Raw genomic sequence first — 17,922 nt, forward strand, 5'->3', positions numbered from 1 at the left:
CCTACAGCCGTGATCGATTCGCAACCGATTCCGGTCTTGACCGAGACCCATCAACGCTGCGCGTGGTTACGCTCCCGCTCATGGCCGACTCGTCTTCCGCTTCACCGCGTGCCGTGGTGCCCGCCCACGAGGACCGACCGGTGTACGTCGTCGGCGGCGGCCCGGGCGGGCTCGCCGCCGCGTACGCGTTGCGCGCCCAGGGTGTACGGGCCGTCGTACTGGAGAAGGCCGACCGGGTCGGAGCGTCCTGGCGGCGCCACTACGACCGGCTGCACCTGCACACCACGCGGCGCCTGTCCGCCCTGCCCGGGCTGCCGATGCCGCGGTCCTTCGGGCGGTGGGTGTCACGCGACAACGTGGTGCGCTACCTGGAGAAGTACGCCGAGCACCACCAGCTGGAGATCGTCACCGGCGTCGAGGTCTCCCGCATCGATCCCGCCCCCGACGGCACCGGCTGGCTGCTGCACGCCACCGGCGGCCGTCAACTGACCGGTAGCGCGGTCGTCGTCGCCACCGGCTACAACCACACCCCGCGCGCGCCCGACTGGCCCGGCCGCGACGCATTCACCGGCGAGCTCCTGCACGCCGGCGAGTACCGCAACGCGAAGCCGTACGCCGGACGCGACGTCCTCGTCGTCGGTGTCGGCAACACCGGCGCCGAGATCGCCGTCGACCTGGTGGAGGGCGGCGCCTCGCGGGTGCGGCTGTCGGTGCGGACGGCGCCCCACATCCTGCGGCGCTCGACCGCCGGGTGGGCCACCCAGTACACGGGCGTGCTCGTACGGCGGCTGCCGGTGGGGCTGGTCGACCGGCTGGCCCGGCCGGTGACGAGGCTGAGCGTGCCGGACCTGTCGGCGTACGGGCTGCCCCGGCCCGGCACCGGACTGTACAGCAGGGTCAAGGACGGCTCGATCCCCGTGCAGGACGTCGGGCTCATCGACGCCGTGCGCAGGCGGCGGGTCGAGGTGGTGGCGGCCGTCGAGGGCTTCGAGGGCGGCACGGTCGTCCTCGCCGACGGCAGCCGGATCGAACCGGACGCCGTCATCGCCGCGACCGGGTACGTCCGCGCCCTGGAGGGCCTGGTCGGGCACCTCGGCGTGCTCGACGCCCGCGGCAGGCCGGTCGTCCACGGCGCCCGCACCCCGGGCACCGCCCCCGGCCTGTACTTCACCGGGTTCACCAATCCGATCAGCGGGATGCTCCGCGAACTGGCCATCGACGCGCAGAAGATCGCGAAGGCCGTCGCCCGCCAGGTGGAGCGGACGCGCGCCGCACGCTGACACCGACCGGGCGGTTGCGGCACCTGGGCCGCGGACCCGGCGACCGGACGGATCCGGCACGCGGCCGCCGCCCCGGCGACCGACCCAGCGGGTCCGGCACGGTGGGTCCGACACGGCCGGTCCGACACGGCCGGTCCGACACGGCGGGACCGGCACGGCGGGACCGGCACGGCGACCGGCCGCAGGCAAGCCACCCGGCGGGTCCGGCACGGCGGTCCCGGGCCCCGCCGCCGGTGTCGCCGAGAGCCCTCACGCGACCTCGCGCGCCCCATCTCTTCCTGACCTGCATCAGTTCAGTAACCTGACAGAGCGTCAGTTACTGAGCCGTCACACGGAAGCGGGCGGAGCGATGCTTGGATCAACCCATGGCACCCTGACCACCGACTCCCGCCGGGCCCGCGTCGCCGCCTGCGGGGAACCGCCTTCGCCCGTGGTGCGGGGCCGGGCCGCCGGCGCCGGTGACCTCGATGTCAGCGGGCGGCCACTGCATGCCGACGTGCCCGACCTGGACCGGTTCTTCCGGCCCGAGTCCGTCGCCGTCGTCGGTGCCTCCGACGTCGAGGGGCGCCCCAACACCGGCATCACCCGGCAGCTGCTCGCCTGGGCCGAGCGGGTCGGCGCCCGGCTCCACCCCGTGCACCCCACCCGTCAGTCCGTCTTCGGCATGCCCTGCTCTTACGGCTCTCCCACTGGGCCCCCACCGGCAACGAGGCCGACCTGGAGGCCGCCGACTTCCTCTCCTACTTCGCCGAGCGGCCCGAGGTCGGCGCCATCGCCTGCTACATCGAGGGGCTGAAGGACGGCCGCGCCTTCCTGCTGGCCGCCGACCGGGCCGCCCGGCGCGGTGTGCCGGTCGTCGCGGTCAAGGTCGGCCGCACCGAGGCCGGCGCCCGCACCGCCGCCTCACACACCGGCAAGCTGACCGGCGCGGACGACGTGATCGACGCGGCGATGCGGCAGTCCCCACGTCCGTCCGGTCCGTGCGCGGCGCCGGACGTATGCCATACCGAGGACCGGCAGGGCGACCAGGGCCGTCAGCCACCCGGCCGTGACGGTCAGAGGCCAGTCCCAAAGCGCGGCGGCCACCGCGGCCCAGACCAGCGCGAGGGCCGCGGCGCACACCAGGTGCCAGACCCACTCGGGCCCGCGGGTGCACCGGGCCACCGAGCGGGCAAGCGCAGCGGCCGGCATCGTGTGCACGACCGCGTGGAACAGCCCCATGACCGGCAGCACCAGCGGGGCGCCGACGAGCAAGCACCCCAGACCGAACGCGCCGCCGTATCCGACACCGTGGTCGTCGCCGATCGAGACGTGGATCCAGAAGATCGCACCGACCGCCGGAAGCTGCGCCGCACCCACCGCCGCGGCCGCTCCCAGATCATGCTCCGCCCGTTCGGCACCGGGGCGCCGTCGTCCGTCCCCCCACCCCATGAGGGCAGCGTACGCGGGGACGTGTGAGCGGCTTGGGCAAGGCTTCCAATCTGACATACCGTCAGCTTCAATGGGCGTGTGATGGGACACGCAGGGATGGCCGCCACCGCCGTCCGTTACCTCAGGTCCATCGGGGCGCGCACGGTCGCGGGACCCGTCGAAGCGTTGTCGCGCCCGGAGTTGCGGGCCGTGCGGGAGGACGAGCGGGCGCCCGTCGACTCGGCCGAGTTCCGGCGCGTCCTGGGAAACTTCGCCACCGGTGTCGCCGTTGTCACTGCGCCGGCGGCGGACGGTGAGGTGAGCCCCGCCGGCTTCGCCTGTCAATCGTTCTCTTCGCTTTCCCTGGACCCGCCGCTGGTCGCCTTCATGGTCGGCCGGCCCTCGAGCACCTGGCCGCGGATCGCCCGTGCCGGGGTGTTCTGCGTGAACGTGCTCGCCACCGACCAGGCCGAGCTGTGCCGGGCCTTCGCGGTGAGCGGCGGGGACAAGTTCGCCGGGGTCCGGCACGAGGCGGCGCCCTTCTCCGGCGCCCCGCGCCTCATGGGCGCGACGGCGTGGATCGACTGCGCGATCCACGCCGTGCACACCGGTGGCGACCATCTCATCGTGGTGGGCCGGGTGATGTCCCTGGGGACCGGCGACGGGGACGACACGCCGCTGCCGTTCCACCGGGGGCGGTTCGTCTAGGACCCTGCCCGGACCACCGGCCGGCCGGGTCACGCCAGTGCGGGTGCTCCCGCCGGGCGGCGCCGGATCACCAGGGCCATCAGGGCGGCCGCCGCGCACAGCGCCCCCGCCGCGTACCAGACCACGTCGTACGAGCCGAAGGTGTCCCGCGCCACGCCGCCGAGGAAGGCGACCAGGGCCGCGCCGACCTGGTGGGAGGCCAGGACCCAGCCGAAGACGATCGCGCTGTCCTCGCCGTACTGCTCCCGGCACAACGCCAGCGTGGGCGGGACCGTGGCGACCCAGTCCAGGCCGTAGAAGACGATGAAGAAGATCATCGGCGGATGGACGGACGGGGCCAGCAGCATGGGCAGGAACAGCAGCGAGGTGCCGCGCAGCGCGTAGTACACCGCGAGCAGGCGGCGCGGCTCGAAGCGGTCCGTGAACCAGCCCGAGGCGATCGTGCCCACCACGTCGAAGACACCGATGACCGCCAGCAGCGAGGCCGCCGCCGTGATCGGCATGCCGTGGTCGTGGGCCGCCGGGACGAAGTGGGTCTGGATCAGGCCGTTGGTGGAGGCGCCGCAGATCGCGAAGGTGCCGGCCAGCAGCCAGAACGGGCCTGTGCGCACCGCCGAGAACAGCACGGTGACGGCGCGGCGGGCGGCGCCCCGCGCGGGTTCCGGCTTCGCTACGAACTCCTCGGCGCCGTACGGCTTCTGCCCCACGTCCGCCGGGTGGTCGCGCAGCAGCAGCCAGACGAACGGGACGACCGCGAGCGCGGCGAGGGCCACCGTCACCGCGGCCGGGCGCCAGCCGTGGTGCTCCACCATCCAGGACAGCAGGGGCAGGAAGATCAGCTGCCCGGAGGCCGAGCCCGCGGTGAGGATGCCGCTCACCAGGCCGCGCCGCGTGGTGAACCAGCGGTTGGTGACCGTCGCCGCGAAGGCCAGCGCCATCGAACCCGAGCCCAGCCCCACCAGCAGACCCCAGCACAGCAGGAGCTGCCACGGCGCCGTCATCCACATGGTCGCGCCCGACCCGAGTGCGATCACCACCAGGGCCACGGCGACCACCCTGCGGATGCCAAAGCGGTCCATCAGGGCGGCGGCGAACGGGGCGGTCAGACCGTACAGCGCGAGGTTGATCGACACCGCCGCGCCGATCGTGCCGCGCGACCAGTGGAACTCCTGGTGCAGCGGGTCGATCAGCAGGCCCGGCAGCGAACGGAAGGCCGCGGCGCCGATGATCGTCACGAAGGTGACGGCGGCCACGAACCAGGCGCGGTGGATGCGGGTCGTCCGGGTCGGTTGCGGTTCCTCGACAGTGGGTGCGGTTGCGGTTGTCTGGGTCACGTCATAGATCTTCCGGCCTGGGCTCCTCCCGATCGAGTGGCCCGAGGGACAGCATTCGCTAGGATCGGGCCATGACCCAGTCCACGTTCCGGCCGCACCGCGTCGTCGTCCTCGCCCTCGACGGGCTGCTCCCCTTCGAACTGGGCATCCCGCACCGGATCTTCGGTCGCCCCAAGGACGCCGAGGGCCGGCATCTGTACGAGGTCGTCACCTGCTCCGTCCGGCCACCGGGCCCGGTGGAGACGGACGCCGACTTCTCCATCCAGGTGGAGAACGGCCCGGAGGCCCTGGCCACCGCCGACACCGTGATCGTCCCGGCGTCCTACGAGCTCGGCCCGGTCTTCGACGAGGGCGTGCTGACCGACGAGCTGGCCACCGCGCTCGCCCGTATCCGGCCCGGCACCCGGCTCGCCTCCATCTGCACCGGCGTCTACGTCCTCGCCGCCGCCGGCCTTCTCGACGGGCGTCCCGCCACCACGCACTGGGCCGAGGCCGGGCACTTCCAGCGGCTCTTTCCCCGGATCAAGGTCGATCCGGACGTCCTGTTCATCGACGACGGCGACATCCTGACCTCCGCGGGCGTCGCGGCCGGGATCGACCTGTGTCTGCACATGGTGCGCCGCGACCACGGCAGCACCGTCGCCAACGACGTGGCCCGCCGCACGGTCGTCCCGCCCCACCGCGACGGCGGCCAGGCGCAGTACATCCACCGCCCGGTGCCCGAGCCGCAGCTGGCGACGACGACCGCGGCCCGCGCCTGGGCGCTCGGCCGCCTCCACGCACCGATCCAGCTCCGCGACATGGCGGAACAGGAGGCCATGTCCGTACGCACCTTCACACGCCGTTTCCGCGAGGAGGTCGGCATGAGCCCGGGCCAGTGGCTCACTCAGCAGCGCGTCGAACGGGCCCGCCATCTGCTGGAGTCCACCGACCTGTCGATGGACCAGGTGGCGCGGGACGCCGGTTTCGGCACCGCCCAGTCGATGCGCCAGCACCTCCAGGCGGCCCTCGGCGTCACGCCCACCACATACCGGCGCACCTTCCGCACCGCAGCCACCGTACCGGCCGTCGGCGGCGCCCAGGCGTGACGGCGAAGCCCGGGTGTCAGAACGTCAGTACCGCCCTCGCCACCCGCCCCGCGTGCGCGTCCGCGGCCGCCTTCTCGTAGTCCTCCACCGGATACGTCGCCGTCACCAACTCGTCCAGCAGCAGGCGGCCTTCGCGATAGATCCGGGCGTAGCGCGCGATGTCCCGCTGGGGGCGGGAGGAGCCGTAGCGGCAGCCCAGGACGGCCTTGTCCAGGTACATCGACGAGACCAGGAACGACGCCTCGGCCGTCGCCGGCGGTACGCCGAGAAGCACCGCCTGGCTGTGACGGTCCAGTGCGTCGACGGCCGCGCGGATCAGCTCCACCCGGCCCACGCACTCGAACGCGTGGTCGGCGCCGGTGGGGAGGACGTCCTTCACGTCGTCCGTCGAGGTCAGGAAGTCGGTGGCGCCGAACCGGCGGGCCACGGCCTCCTTCGCCGGGTTGGCGTCCACCGCCACGATCCGCGACGCGCCTGCGATCCGCGCGCCCTGGAGGACGTTGAGGCCGATTCCACCCGTCCCGATGACCAGGACCGTGTCGCCCTGGTCCACCCGGGCGCGGTTCAGCACGGCGCCCACGCCGGTCAGCACCCCGCAGCCGATCAGGGCCGCCGACGGCAGCGGGATGTCCCTGGGAACGCGGACCGCCTGGACGGCCTTGACCACCGTGCGTTCGGCGAAGGCCGAGGTGGACGCGAACTGGTACACCGGCCCGCCCCCGCGTGTGAACGGGCGGCCGGGGCGGCCGATCGCCCGCCGGCACATCGTCGGCCTGCCGCGGTCGCAGTCCGCGCACGTACCGCAGTTCGCCAGGGTGGACAGCGCCACGTGGTCGCCGGGCGCGACATGGGTGACGCCCGCGCCCACCGCCTCCACCACACCGGCGCCCTCATGGCCGAGCGCCACGGGAACGGGGAAGGGGATGGTGCCGTCCACCACGGACAAGTCGCTGTGGCACAACCCGGCCGCACGGATCGCCACTTGGACCTCGCCGGGTCCCGGGGCCCGGACCTCCAGATCGTCCACGACCCGGGTCCGGGTGCCGTCGTAGAGGACGCCTCGCATCGCAACTCCCTCAGCCCTTGGTTCTGCTGGGTTCCCTCGGCAGACCGAGCACGCGCTCGGCGATGATCGTGCGCTGGATCTCGTCGGAGCCGCCGTAGATGGTCTCGGCCCGGCTGAACAGGAACAGGTGCTGGAGCGGGTCCAGTTCGTACGGTGCGGCGGGCGACCAGCCGGCCGGACCCGCCGCGCCCCTGACCTGCATCGCGAGTTCGCCCAGGCGCTGGTGCCAACGGGCCCACAGCAGTTTGGCCACGCTGGGGGCGGCCGGGTCCGTCGTGTCGCCCAAGGTGCGCAGGGCGTGCCAGCGCATCGTGCGCAGTTCGGCCCACTGGGTGACGAGGCGGTCGCGCAGGACGGGATCGTCCGCCGCGCCGGAGGCCACGGCCGCGCGGACGACCTCGGCGAGTTCGCCGGCGAAGCCGATCTGATGGGCCAGGGTGGAGACGCCGCGTGCGAAGCCGAGCAGGCTCATCGCCACGCGCCAGCCGTTGCCCTCGCCGCCGACGACGTGTTCGGCGCGGTCCGTCGCGCCGTCGAAGAACACCTCGTTGAACTCGCTGGTTCCGGTGAGCTGGCGGATGGGTCGGACCTCGACGCGGCCGGGCTGGTCCATGGGGACGAGGAGGAAGGTCAGGCCGTGGTGGCGGTGGGAGGCGGGGTCGGTGGGGGCGAGGACGAAGCACCAGTCCGCCTCGTGGGCGAGGGAGGTCCAGATCTTCTGTCCGGTGACGCGGTACGAGGCGGGGGTGTCGCGTACGGCGGTGGTGCGCAGGCCCGCCAGGTCGGAGCCGGCACCGGGTTCGCTGTAGCCCTGGCACCAGAACTCCTCACCCCGGGCTATGGGTGGCAGGAAGCGGGACTTCTGGTCCTCCGTGCCGTGGGTGAGGAGGGTGGGGGCGAGGAGGTTCTCCCCTATGTGGCCGGAGCGGGGTGGCGCCTTGGAGCGGGCGTACTCCTCGGCCCAGACGACCTGTTGGGCGAGGGTGGCGCGGCGGTTGCCGTAGCCGTCCTCGGGCCAGGACAGGCCGATCCAGCCGGCTCGGCCGAGGGTGCGTTCCCAGGACCGGCGGGTGCGGGCGGTGCCGAGGTGGGCTTCCAGCCAGGTGCGGGCCTGCTCACGGAACACCTCGTCTTGCGGGTCGGGCTCGAAGTCCATGGATTCCGCCTCGTGTTGTCTGCCGGCGCTCTGAGGTGCGGGCCGGAGGGTTCCTCACCCCCGCCGCCCCTGCCCGTCCCGTCCCTGGGCTGCGCCCCGGACCCCCGCTTCGGCCTGACGGCCTCGTCCTCGAACTCCCCCGCCACCAGGGGCGCGAGGAACTGCACGACCAGCCACAACGAACCCGTGGCCGTCGACACACCCGCAGCCCCGAGCTCTACCGCGCACCGCGCAAGCCCGGCGCGAGCGGCACCGCCGGGATCAGCGGCCGCTGCGTGCCGCCCTCTCCATCGCCGCCACCTGTTCCAGCAGCGGCATCGGGTCCGCGCCCACCGTCGCGGGCAGGAGGTCCGCGATCCTCTCCGGGGTCCACGCGCCCTCCGCGTACGCCGACCTCAGTTCCCTCGGCTGCGCCCAGACCGCCAGTTTCGGGCCCGCGATCGTGTACACCTGGCCCGTGATGCCCTCGTCCTTCGCGCGGTCGGACAGGAGGTAGACCACCAGCGCCGCCACGTCCTCGGGGTCGCCGATCTCCTTCAGTTCCATGGGGACGTTCGCCGACAGACGGGTCCGGGCCACGGGGGCCACCGCGTTCGCCGTCACCCCGTACTTGTGCAGGCCCAAGGCCGCGCTGCATACCAGCGAGATGATGCCGCCCTTCGCCGCGCTGTAGTTGGCCTGGGACACCGAGCCCTGGTGGTTGCCGCTCGTGAAACCGATCAGCGTGCCCGAGCGCTGCTTCCGCATCACCGCGGCCGCCGCCCGGAAGACCGTGAACGTGCCCTTGAGGTGCGTGGCGAGCACCGGGTCCCACTCCTGCTCGGTCATGTTGGACAGCATCCGTTCGCGCAGGATGCCCGCCACGCAGACCACCCCGTCCAGGCGGCCGTACGCCGAGAGCGCCCGGTCCACCACCCGCTGCCCGCCCGCCATGGTCGAGATGTCGTCGGCGACCGCGACGGCCTCTCCGCCCGCCGCCTCGATCTCCTTGGCCACGGCGTCGGCGACCTCGCTCGTGGGCGAGGCGCCGTCCACCGAGACCCCGTAGTCGTTGACGACGACCCGCGCCCCCCTCCGCCGCCAAGGCCGGCGCCACCGCCCGTCCGATGCCCCGGCCCCCGCCCGTCACCGCGACCACCTTGCCCGCCAGGAAGTTCGCCATGCTCAGCCCCCCTTCCCCTTCCGGAGTTTCTGACGGTTCGTTAGATTTTCTCGCCAGTCGGATTTTACGGGTCGTCAGATACTGCGGCGGACCCCGGAGTGGTTCCACGCGCGCGATGTCGCGGCCGTCGCGAACGACACGCTCACCTTCGAGGTCTTTCCCCCCCCCGAGATCGAGGACCTGTGGCTGCCCGTGCACGCCCTCCACCTGGTGGAGATGGGGATGCCGCAGGGACAGAACTGGAGCCTCGAGGAGTTGTCCACAGCCTGTGGAGAAGAGGGGCGCTACGCCTTCCTGCTGTCCGCGACACCCGAACCGTTCGTCGGCGGCACCGGAAGCCCGGTGGCACCGGTGGCCGTCCTTTGAGCCGGAGGTGCCGCACCGGCCGACGCGCCGCCGGCCGGTTCGGCACCTCCGCCCGCCCCCGGACGGTCCCCCGGGCCGCACGACTCCGCAGGAGCCGGCGCCGAAGACGATCCGCACTCGTCGAGGGCTCCCGTCACCCGAGTCCTCGGCGTCCCCTCACGACGGATCGCCGAACACCAGCGTGATCAAACAGACACAGGGCGTCAACAGGACCTCGGCGATTCCTCACGTATGCCGTTCTTGTGACCGCGCGCACGGAAGCAGACACCGGCGCACTCGCCCACGATCCACTCCAGGCAGCCACGCCCGTACGACCGTCGAGCCGCCCGTGCCCAGGCGCATGCACCGGCGCCCCGGGCGGACGCCCGGCCCGGTCCGCTCAGACCTCGCCGCAGGGTCCCGTCACACCACGCCGTACGCGAACCGAGGCGTCGCCTCCACCCCGCAGGCCGTCGCCTCCGCGCCGCACGCCGTCGCCCCGTCCCCGGCCGGCGCGGAACAGCGGTCCACCTCGCACCAGATGCGCTTGCCCGCACCCTCGGCGTCCCAGCCCCAGCGGTCGGCGAGCCCGTCGACCAGCTCCAGGCCACGGCCCCCGGTCTCCTCGCCCCGCGCGTGGCGGGGCTGCGGTGGGCGGGCGCTGCGGTCGGCGACCTCCAGCCGGACGGTCCCCGCGGCAGCATCGGAGGGGCCGTCGCAGGCGCCGGTCAGCAGCAGGCGCAGCACGGCGGGACAGCCGGTGTGCACCACGGCGTTGGTGACCAGTTCCGAGACGAGCAGGATCAGCGTCTCGGCCAGCGGTTCGTCCGCCGCTATGCCCGACCCGGTAAGACGCGAGCGCGCCCACCGCCGGGCCCGACCCACTTCCGCGGGGTCGGGCCGGATCTCCAGCTGCACTTGAAGCACCTGCACCGCTCACACCATCCGAACCGGCGGACACATCGCCTCGCGCCTCGCAAGGGCCACGATCGTGGTCATCGTCTGCATGGCAGGAACCAGGATCACGGACCGTGATTCCCTTGCACGACAGCATGGTTGACGTACAGTCACCCCAACAAGCGCTTCGGGCATATTCCAGCGTGAAGGAGTACGCGTACGCCATACTGTGCGACGCTTGCCACGGTGAGTCGAACAGGCAGGCACGACGAGCCGCCCTGCCCCACGAACGGCACACATCGCCGGATCCGGCGCCGCCTCAGGGGCCGCACCGTGGTGGATCGGGCTCAGAACCGCTCGCATCCCACACAAGGTACCGGAGCCCTCCTGCGACTCCACCTCGTGACAAGTCACGCGTAGGACACAACCCGGTATCAACGCTCCGTGATTCCGGATTGCCACAATCCGCGACATCCAGATCCCGCCTCAGGGATAAGCCCTGCTCAGAGCCTCCTGACTCACGCCTGAGAGCAGTTCCCCCGCGAGCTTTTCCTCACTCTCCGCACTCGAACCCATACGCTGGGTCCGTACCCACGCTCGCTTCAGGTACAGGTGCACCTCCGCCTCCCACGCGAAGCCCATACCGCCATGCACCTGGAGGCAGTCGCGGGCGCAGCGTACGGCCGCCTCGTCGGCGAGCAGACGGGCCGCGGCGATGTCGAGGGGGTCGGCGGTGACGGCGGCGGCGTACACAGCGGCGCGGCCCGTCTCCACCCGCACCAGGCTCTCGGCGCACAGGTGTTTGACGGCCTGGAAGGCCCCGATCGGTTGACCGAACTGCTCCCGGGTCCGCGCGTGCAGCACCGCCAGCTCGCAGGTCCGCACGGCGCCGCCGAGCTGTTCGGCGGCGGTGAGGAGGACGGCGGCGGGATCCGGTGGCGCCCTCGGCGGCCCGGGCGACCCGGTGCAAGGGCGTCAGCGGATCCACGGACACCAGTGGCAGGGCACCGCTCGCGTCGCCCCGGACGACGTCCGCCTCCCCCAGCCATTCCACGAGCCCGCCGTACACCGCCGTGACCCTCGTCCGTCCGCTCGCCGCGCCCGGCACCTCGCCCGCCGCGAGGTGGGTCGCCACCAGCGGGCCGGGCAGCAGCGCCCGGCCGGCCTCCTCGAAGGCGAGGACCGCCTCCGGCAGGCCCAGTCCGACCCCGCCGTCCGCCTCCGGCAGTCGCAGCGCGAAGAAGCCCTGGTGATCTGGTACTTCCCGCCGACGTACGCCAGTTCGCCGATCCCGGCGGTCAGCGGCTGCGGACCCCGGTCCCGGTACTTGGCCGGCAGCCAGGTCCCGAAGAGGTGCGCGGGCTCGATCACGTGGTCGTCGACGCTGATGATGCGGGGCAGTTCGCTCGCCATGGTTCCCCTCCGCCGGACCGGCTCTCAGCTGATGGCTCGTCAGATAGCATGTCACCTGACGTGTCGTCAACCAAGCACAGGGGCCGGCCGTGAACGAGACCCCGCACGCCCTGAGTTCCGCCCGCACGCTGTGAGAACTGGTCGAGCGCCGCGCCGGCCTCACCCCCGACCGTCCGGTCCTGCTCCAGGAGGACCAAGTTCTCACCTTCGGCGAGCTGCGCACCCGCGCCGAGCGCGTGGCGGCCGGTCTGTGCGGCATGGGCGTGCGCCCCGGCACGGTGGTCGCCTGGCAGCTGCCCACCCGGATCGAGACCGCCCTGCTGTCCTTCGCGCTGGCCCGCCTGGGCGCCGTCCAGTCCCCGGTGATCCCCTACTACCGGGACCGCGAGGTCGGCTTCGCGCTGCGCGAGTCGAAGGCGGAGTTCTTCGCGGTACCCGGCGTCCGGCGCGGGCACGACCACACGGACATGGCCCGCCGGCTGGACGCGAAGGGCGTCTTCGAGGCGTACGACGACCTGCCGGACGGCGACCCGACGACGCTCCCCGCCCCGCCCGCCGACGGCACCTCGGTCCGCTGGATCTACTGGACCTCGGGCACCACCTCCGCCCCCAAGGGCGTTCTGCACACCGACCGCTCCCTGATCGCGGGCGGCTCCTGCCTGGCCCACGCCCTGCGCCTGTCCCCGGACGACGTCGGGTCCATGGCCTTTCCGTACGCTCACATAGCGGGCCCCGACTACACGGTGATGCTCCTGCTGTACGGCTTCCCGGCCGTGATGTTCGAGCACTTCGCGCTCCCTCAGGCGCTGGCGGAGTACCGGCGGCACGGGGTGACGGTGGCGGGCGGCTCGACGGCGTTCTACTCGATGTTCCTGGCCGAGCAGCGCAGACAGCCGGGCGAGAAGCTGATCCGCTCGCTCCGGCTCCTCGCGGGCGGCGGCGCCCCCAAGCCGCCCGAGCTGTATCACTCCGTGGTCCGTGAGATGGGCGTCCAGCTGACCCACGGGTACGGCATGACCGAGGTCCCGTTGATCACCATGGGGGACCCGGGCGACACTCCCGAGAACCTGGCGACGACGGAGGGACGGCCGCCCGAGGGGATGCAGATCCGCATCGTCGACGGGGAGGTACGGCTGCGGGGAGAGGCCGTCTGCCGGGGTTATCTGGATCCCGCGCAGACGGCGGAGGCGTTCGACGAGGACGGCTTCCTGCGCACCGGCGACCTCGGCCACCTGACCGACAGCGGTCATCTGGTGCTGACGGGGCGCCGCAAGGACGTCATCATCCGCAAGGGCGAGAACATCTCCGTCAGGGAAATCGAGGACCTGCTCCACACGCACCCCGCGGTGCAGGACGTGGCGGTGATCGGGCTGCCGGACGAGGTGCGCGGGGAGCGGGTGTGCGTCGTGGTCGAACAACCGCCGGGCGCCGAGGAGCTGACGCTCCCCGCGGTCACCTCGTATCTGCTGGCGGCGGGGCTGTCCGTGCACAAGCTGCCGGAGCAGCTGGAGGTGGTGGAGGCCCTTCCGCGGGGGGACCCTGCGGAAGGTGCTCAAGTACCAGCCGCGGGAGCGCTATTCGGGCCCTGGGACTTCGGGGACTACTCCGGGACCGTGAAGTAGCGGGCGAACGCGGACACGATCTCGCTCTCGCCGACCTTGCCGTCTCCGTCCGCGTCGAGTGCCGCCGCCGCCGACCGGGCCACGTCCTCAGGCGCGCCGAGGGCCTTCAGGGCGCGGGCGGTCTCCGCGAGGGTGGCGGCACCGTCGCGGTCGCCGTCCGCCACGGCGAGCGCCGCGTGGAGGAACGGGCGGGCGATCTCCGCGAACCGCTCGGGGTTGTCCCGCAGCCGCTTCACCGCGCCGCCCACGAACTCCTCGCGGGTGATGCGCTGGTCGCCGTCCCGGTCCGCTATCCCGGCCATGCCCTGCCAGAACGCCTCAGCCCCGGCGTACAGGGCCTGCCCCTGCTCGGACCTGGCCGCGGTGCCGAACTCGGTGAGGACCGCCTTGGCCGCCGCGCTGAAGTCCGCGCGGTCGATGTAGCCGTTGCCGTCCTGGTCGAAACCGGCGAACCGGGCGGCGATCCTGCGCTCGTACTCGGTGCTGACCATGGTGTTTCGGGCCGCCTTACGTCACATCGGGGGTGTTTCTCGCAGGGAGCGTACGACGTGGGGAGCTTGCGGGGAGCCGGAAAACGGCGGTTGTACCAAGACCGCGGGAATTCCGGGACAACAGTGTGGCTCTCCTGCGATGTTCCGTTGACCGTGGTGTGCCGGCGCTCACACCGACGGGTGCCGTGGGCCTGGTCCGGCGGCGGCGTGGAGTCGGATCCGCGGTCGGGGTGCGGGCGTTCCGCGGTCGGGGTGCGGGCGGTTCCGCGGTCGGGGTGCGGGCGGATCGCGCGGTCGGCGTGCGGTGTCAGGCCGACAGGGGCCGTGAGGTGTCGTCGGTGGCCGAGCCCACATCCGGGTGCACGTCGAAGAGGCGGCGGACGCCGAGGGCCGCGAGGACGCGGTTGACGTGTGTGCCCTCGGGCGCGCCCTGCCCGGGCAGGACGATGCGGAGCCGGCCCCGGCAGGAGCGGATCAGTCTGCGTGCGGCGACGAGCACACCGACGCCGCTGGAGTCGCAGAACACCACCTGCGAGAGGTCGAGTACGAGGCGGTGGCGGCCGTCCGCCACCGCGTCGTGCACCCGCTGGCGCAGCACCGGTGATGTCATCAGGTCCAGTTCGCCCGCCACTTGCAGCACGGTCCACTCGCCGTGCTCTTCGCCGGTCACTGTGAGCGTCACCGCCATGCCTCCCGCCTGCCCGCGCCGCCCATGAAACGGAAGCGGTCCCTTCGCTTCCTTTGGAGCGCGGCTGCCCGAACGCTCTTCTATGAAACACCGAACTGTCGATCGAAACTGGGTAGTAGATGAGCCAATTCAATCGGTAACGGTCTCGTTCGTTCAGGCCTGATCCGCAGTCGGCCGGGTAGGCGCCCGAGTCCGGCACGGTCCCGCGCGGGACCGCCTCTACCATCCGCGGCTCGCCGAGGGGCGCACATTGCCACAAAGGGGCGTGCGTTGTCCGATGTGCCGACTACATTCGAAGGCGTGGGGGGCGCACGCTGAACCGGAACAGGGCGCAGGGCACGTCCGGGGACGAGGGGGCCGCATGGCGAAGAAGGACGCACCGCCCCGGTGGGACCGCAGGATGCAGCAGCGGCTCGCCCGGGGTGAGGCCGCCGCGCTCGGAGAGTGCTACGACCGGTTCGCCTCCCTGGTGCACGGCCTCGCCCACCGGGTGCTCGGGGACGAGGCGGAGGCGGACGCCGTCACACGCGAGGTGTTCGTCCACGTCTGGGAGAACCCCGAGTCCTACGACCCCAGGCAGGAGCCGCTGCGGACCTGGGTCGCCGCACTGACCCACCGGCTCGCCGTCCGGCGGCTGCGCGCCACCGAGACCGCCGCACTGGCACGGGACGGCCGGGGCACTGCGGAGGACCTGGAGCGCAGGGTGCGCCAGGCCTCGGTGGCGGCCCGCGCGGACTACATCGTCACCTCGATGCCGGTGCCGCTGCGCGCCGCCCTGGAACGGGCCTACTTCCAGCGCCGGGACTACCGCCAGACCGCCACCGACCTCGGCATCACGGAGGACGAGGCCCGCCGCCGGCTCCGCCTCGGCCTCCAGCTCCTCGCCACCGCCCACGAGACGCGGCCCTCGGGCACGCCGCCGGAAACGGGGGGTGTGTGGTGAGCGGGGCGGAGCGTTCCCGGGGGCACGAGGAGTTCGCGGGGTACGGCGCGTACGAGGGGAACGACGGGCAGGGCGCACCCGGGGGCGCCGGCGAGCGCGAGGTGTCCGACGTGGCCCGGGGGCCGCTGGCCGGTGGGGGTGCGTCGTCCGGGGCGGGGGCGGTCCCGCTCGAGCACCGGGTGCTGAAGTCGCTGCTGGGGGCCTGGGCGCTGGCCGCCTGTTCCGCGGAGGAGACCGCCGCCGTCGAGGCGCACCTCGATGGCTGCGGCCCGTGCGCGGAGGAGGCGCGGCGGCTGCGGAAGGCCGTCGGGCTGTTGCAGCGGCCCGAGAGTCTGGATCTCGACCCCGCCCTGCGCACCCGTGTCCTGGCGAGTTGCCTGGACCGGCGCCCGCCGCGCATCCCCGTGCCGGAGTGGGCGGCCCCCTATGACGCGGAGGCCGCGCGCCTGGACGCCCTGTTGCAGGACATCGGCGACGCCGAGTGGCACACCCCGGTCAGGCTGCGGTGGTTCGACGGGAGGGCGCCAGCCAGCCGCCGCACCACCGTGGCCGGGGTCATCGCCCATCTGCTCTCCGTCGACGGCCTGGTCGCGATGGCGCTCGGGCTTGAGGACCCCCTGGCGGACACCGCCGGGGAGGACCGCAGCCCCGAGGGGCGCACGGAGGCGTACTGGCGCGCCGCCCACTTCCCGCCGACCCGCTCCGTCCGAGTGCCGTGGCGCGACCAGACCCACCATCTGGTCCGGGCGGTCTCCCTCACCGACGACACCAGCGGGACGGTCCCGGTGTCGTACGGCGCCTTCGGGCTGTCGCTGCACGACGCGATGCTGGATCGGGCCTTCGAGTGCTGGGTGCACGCGGAGGACATCGCGAACGCCGTCGACTACCCCTACGATCCGCCGGCGCCGCGCCATCTCCACCAGATGTTCGACCTGGCGGTACGGATACTGCCGCTGACCCTGGCCGCCCGGCGGCGCGCCGGACTCGCCGCGCCCCCGCGCGGTGGCCGGCACCTCGTCCCGGCGGGAGAGCCGGGGCGCAGCCTGCGCCTGGAGATCGAGGGCCTGGGCGGCGGCGAGTGGTTGATTCCACTCGACTCCCCCGGTGCGGTGGCCTCCGCCGATCACGAGGTGGCGCACGTGGCGCTCGACGGGGTGGAGTTCTGCCGCCTGGCTGCCGGCCATGTGCCGCCGCAGGATGCGGCAGCGGGGCAGGTCGGCGACCGGGAGGCGATCAGGGACGTGCTCTTCGCGGCGGCGTCCCTGAGCCGGATGTAGCGGGGGCCTCGGGGAGCCTCAGAGCCCCAGGGCTTGTCCGGCAATGCCTGTCGTCCGCCCGCAGGGCGGGAATCGTCAGACGGGCCCTAGGCGAAGACCACCGTCCGGCGGCCGTTCAGCAGGATGCGGCGCTCCGCGTGCCACTTCACCGCGCGTGCCAGCGCCTGGCACTCCACATCCCGGCCCGTCGCCACCAGCTGGTCCGGGGTGACGTCGTGGCCGACCCGCTCGACCTCCTGCTCGATGATCGGGCCCTCGTCGAGGTCGGCCGTCACGTAGTGCGCGGTCGCGCCGATCAGCTTCACACCGCGCGCGTGGGCCTGGTGGTAGGGCTTGGCACCCTTGAAGCTCGGCAGGAAGGAGTGGTGGATGTTGATGATCCTGCCGCTGAGCTGCTTGCACAGGTCGTCCGAGAGCACCTGCATATAGCGGGCCAGGACCACCAGCTCGACGTCCAGCTCGCGCACCAGCTCCAGCAGCCGCGCCTCGGACTCCGACTTGGTGTCCTTCGTCACCGGGATGTGGTGGAAGGGAATGCCGTACGAGCCCACCAGCTCGGCGAAGTCGGTGTGGTTGGAGACTACGGCCGCGATCTCGACGGGCAGCGCGCCGATCCGGGCGCGGAAGAGCAGGTCGTTCAGGCAGTGGCCGAACTTGCTGACCATGAGGATGACGCGCATCTTGTCGTCGGCCCGGTGGATCTGCCACTCCATCTGGAAGGAGTCACCGATGGCCGCGAAACTCGCGCGCAGCTTGTCCACGGTCACCGGGGCCTCGGCGGAGAAGTGGACCCGCATGAAGAACAGTCCCGTGTCCTGGTCGCCGAACTGCTGGCTGTCGACGATGTTGCATCCGGTCATGAACAGGTAGCTCGACACGGCGTGCACGATGCCCTGCTTGTCCGGGCAGGAGAGGGTGAGGACGTACTGGTCGGCCGGGACCGAGGCTCGGGTGGACTGCTCGTTCATGCACGCCAGGGTCTCATGTCCGCGGCCCCGTGCGGACCGCCGTCCCGCCACCCGGACGGTCCGGCGGACGCCAG

At 72.5% G+C, this 17,922-nt stretch carries 13 protein-coding genes and 6 pseudogenes; 8 read left to right on the forward strand and 11 right to left on the reverse strand.

Annotated elements, in window-relative coordinates:
* The first annotated feature begins 80 nt into the window (after positions 1–80).
* Entirely contained in the window at positions 81–1,280 is a 1,200-nt protein-coding gene (locus C3488_RS03385) for an NAD(P)/FAD-dependent oxidoreductase (protein ID WP_103837775.1), read from the forward strand.
* A gap of 349 nt (positions 1,281–1,629) precedes the next feature.
* Positions 1,630–2,240: pseudogene (locus tag C3488_RS03390) on the forward strand (CoA-binding protein); the annotation flags it as partial.
* On the opposite strand, the gene C3488_RS40375 reads toward C3488_RS03390, so the two are convergent.
* Entirely contained in the window at positions 2,184–2,711 is a 528-nt protein-coding gene (locus C3488_RS40375) for a hypothetical protein (protein WP_181138864.1), read from the reverse strand. The pseudogene C3488_RS03390 and the gene C3488_RS40375 sit on opposite strands and share 57 nt — an antisense overlap.
* A gap of 81 nt (positions 2,712–2,792) precedes the next feature.
* Between C3488_RS40375 and C3488_RS03395 the strand changes: the two genes are divergently transcribed.
* Complete coding sequence (locus C3488_RS03395) at positions 2,793–3,398, forward strand: flavin reductase family protein (protein WP_103837776.1); 606 nt, start codon at positions 2,793–2,795, stop codon at positions 3,396–3,398.
* Between the two features lie 29 nt (positions 3,399–3,427).
* Here the strand turns inward: C3488_RS03395 and C3488_RS03400 are convergent, their stop codons facing one another.
* Positions 3,428–4,732 carry an MFS transporter gene (locus tag C3488_RS03400; protein ID WP_103837777.1) on the reverse strand — a complete coding sequence of 435 codons (1,305 nt, stop codon included), beginning with the start codon at positions 4,730–4,732 and terminating at the stop codon, positions 3,428–3,430.
* Between the two features lie 71 nt (positions 4,733–4,803).
* On the opposite strand from C3488_RS03400, the gene C3488_RS03405 reads away from it, so the two are divergent.
* Positions 4,804–5,820, forward strand: coding sequence for a GlxA family transcriptional regulator (locus C3488_RS03405; RefSeq protein ID WP_103837778.1), 1,017 nt, complete (start codon positions 4,804–4,806; stop codon positions 5,818–5,820).
* 16 nt (positions 5,821–5,836) lie between these two features.
* Here the strand turns inward: C3488_RS03405 and C3488_RS03410 are convergent, their stop codons facing one another.
* The 3 genes and pseudogenes from C3488_RS03410 to C3488_RS03420 form a co-directional block, all read right to left on the reverse strand.
* Positions 5,837–6,886, reverse strand: coding sequence for a Zn-dependent alcohol dehydrogenase (locus tag C3488_RS03410; protein ID WP_103837779.1), 1,050 nt, complete (start codon positions 6,884–6,886; stop codon positions 5,837–5,839).
* A 10-nt stretch (positions 6,887–6,896) separates the two neighbouring features.
* Positions 6,897–8,042, reverse strand: coding sequence for an acyl-CoA dehydrogenase family protein (locus C3488_RS03415; protein ID WP_103837780.1), 1,146 nt, complete (start codon positions 8,040–8,042; stop codon positions 6,897–6,899).
* Positions 8,043–8,303: 261 nt separating this feature from the next.
* Positions 8,304–9,204 (reverse strand): annotated as a pseudogene (locus tag C3488_RS03420) (SDR family NAD(P)-dependent oxidoreductase).
* An 87-nt stretch (positions 9,205–9,291) separates the two neighbouring features.
* Here C3488_RS03420 and C3488_RS03425 point away from each other — a divergent pair.
* A pseudogene (locus C3488_RS03425) lies at positions 9,292–9,570 on the forward strand (cyclase family protein); the annotation flags it as partial.
* A 402-nt stretch (positions 9,571–9,972) separates the two neighbouring features.
* On the opposite strand, the gene C3488_RS03430 reads toward C3488_RS03425, so the two are convergent.
* The 3 genes and pseudogenes from C3488_RS03430 to C3488_RS41295 all read right to left on the reverse strand — a co-directional run.
* A complete protein-coding gene (locus C3488_RS03430; protein WP_103837781.1) occupies positions 9,973–10,482 on the reverse strand; it encodes an ATP-binding protein in 510 nt (169 codons plus the stop codon).
* A gap of 450 nt (positions 10,483–10,932) precedes the next feature.
* A pseudogene (locus tag C3488_RS03440) lies at positions 10,933–11,755 on the reverse strand (acyl-CoA dehydrogenase family protein); the annotation flags it as partial.
* Positions 11,695–11,859: pseudogene (locus C3488_RS41295) on the reverse strand (amidohydrolase); the annotation flags it as partial. The pseudogenes C3488_RS41295 and C3488_RS03440, both read right to left, overlap by 61 nt.
* A 137-nt stretch (positions 11,860–11,996) precedes the next feature.
* Between C3488_RS41295 and C3488_RS03445 the strand changes: the two are divergent.
* Positions 11,997–13,476, forward strand: a pseudogene (locus C3488_RS03445) (class I adenylate-forming enzyme family protein).
* Here C3488_RS03445 and C3488_RS03450 read toward each other — a convergent pair.
* Positions 13,460–13,972: an EF-hand domain-containing protein gene (locus C3488_RS03450; protein WP_103837782.1), complete on the reverse strand. Its 513-nt coding sequence runs from the start codon at positions 13,970–13,972 to the stop codon at positions 13,460–13,462. The pseudogene C3488_RS03445 and the gene C3488_RS03450 sit on opposite strands and share 17 nt — an antisense overlap.
* Before the next feature lie 307 nt (positions 13,973–14,279).
* Complete coding sequence (locus tag C3488_RS03455; RefSeq protein ID WP_103837783.1) at positions 14,280–14,660, reverse strand: STAS domain-containing protein; 381 nt, start codon at positions 14,658–14,660, stop codon at positions 14,280–14,282.
* 361 nt (positions 14,661–15,021) lie between these two features.
* Here C3488_RS03455 and C3488_RS03460 point away from each other — a divergent pair, with 361 nt between their 5' ends.
* Together C3488_RS03460 and C3488_RS03465 are read left to right on the forward strand one after the other, a co-directional pair.
* Entirely contained in the window at positions 15,022–15,603 is a 582-nt protein-coding gene (locus C3488_RS03460; protein WP_103837784.1) for a sigma-70 family RNA polymerase sigma factor, read from the forward strand.
* The gene (locus C3488_RS03465; protein ID WP_258053269.1) at positions 15,600–16,880 is read left to right on the forward strand and encodes a zf-HC2 domain-containing protein; all 1,281 of its coding nucleotides are present in this window, start codon (positions 15,600–15,602) and stop codon (positions 16,878–16,880) included. The genes C3488_RS03460 and C3488_RS03465 overlap by 4 nt, the downstream gene beginning before the upstream one ends.
* Before the next feature lie 86 nt (positions 16,881–16,966).
* Here C3488_RS03465 and purU read toward each other — a convergent pair whose 3' ends face one another.
* Entirely contained in the window at positions 16,967–17,848 is an 882-nt protein-coding gene (purU, locus tag C3488_RS03470; RefSeq protein WP_103837785.1) for a formyltetrahydrofolate deformylase, read from the reverse strand.
* Positions 17,849–17,922: the final 74 nt, after the last annotated feature.

The sequence above is a fragment of the Streptomyces sp. Ru72 genome (assembly GCF_002920635.1).
Taxonomy (GTDB): domain Bacteria; phylum Actinomycetota; class Actinomycetes; order Streptomycetales; family Streptomycetaceae; genus Streptomyces.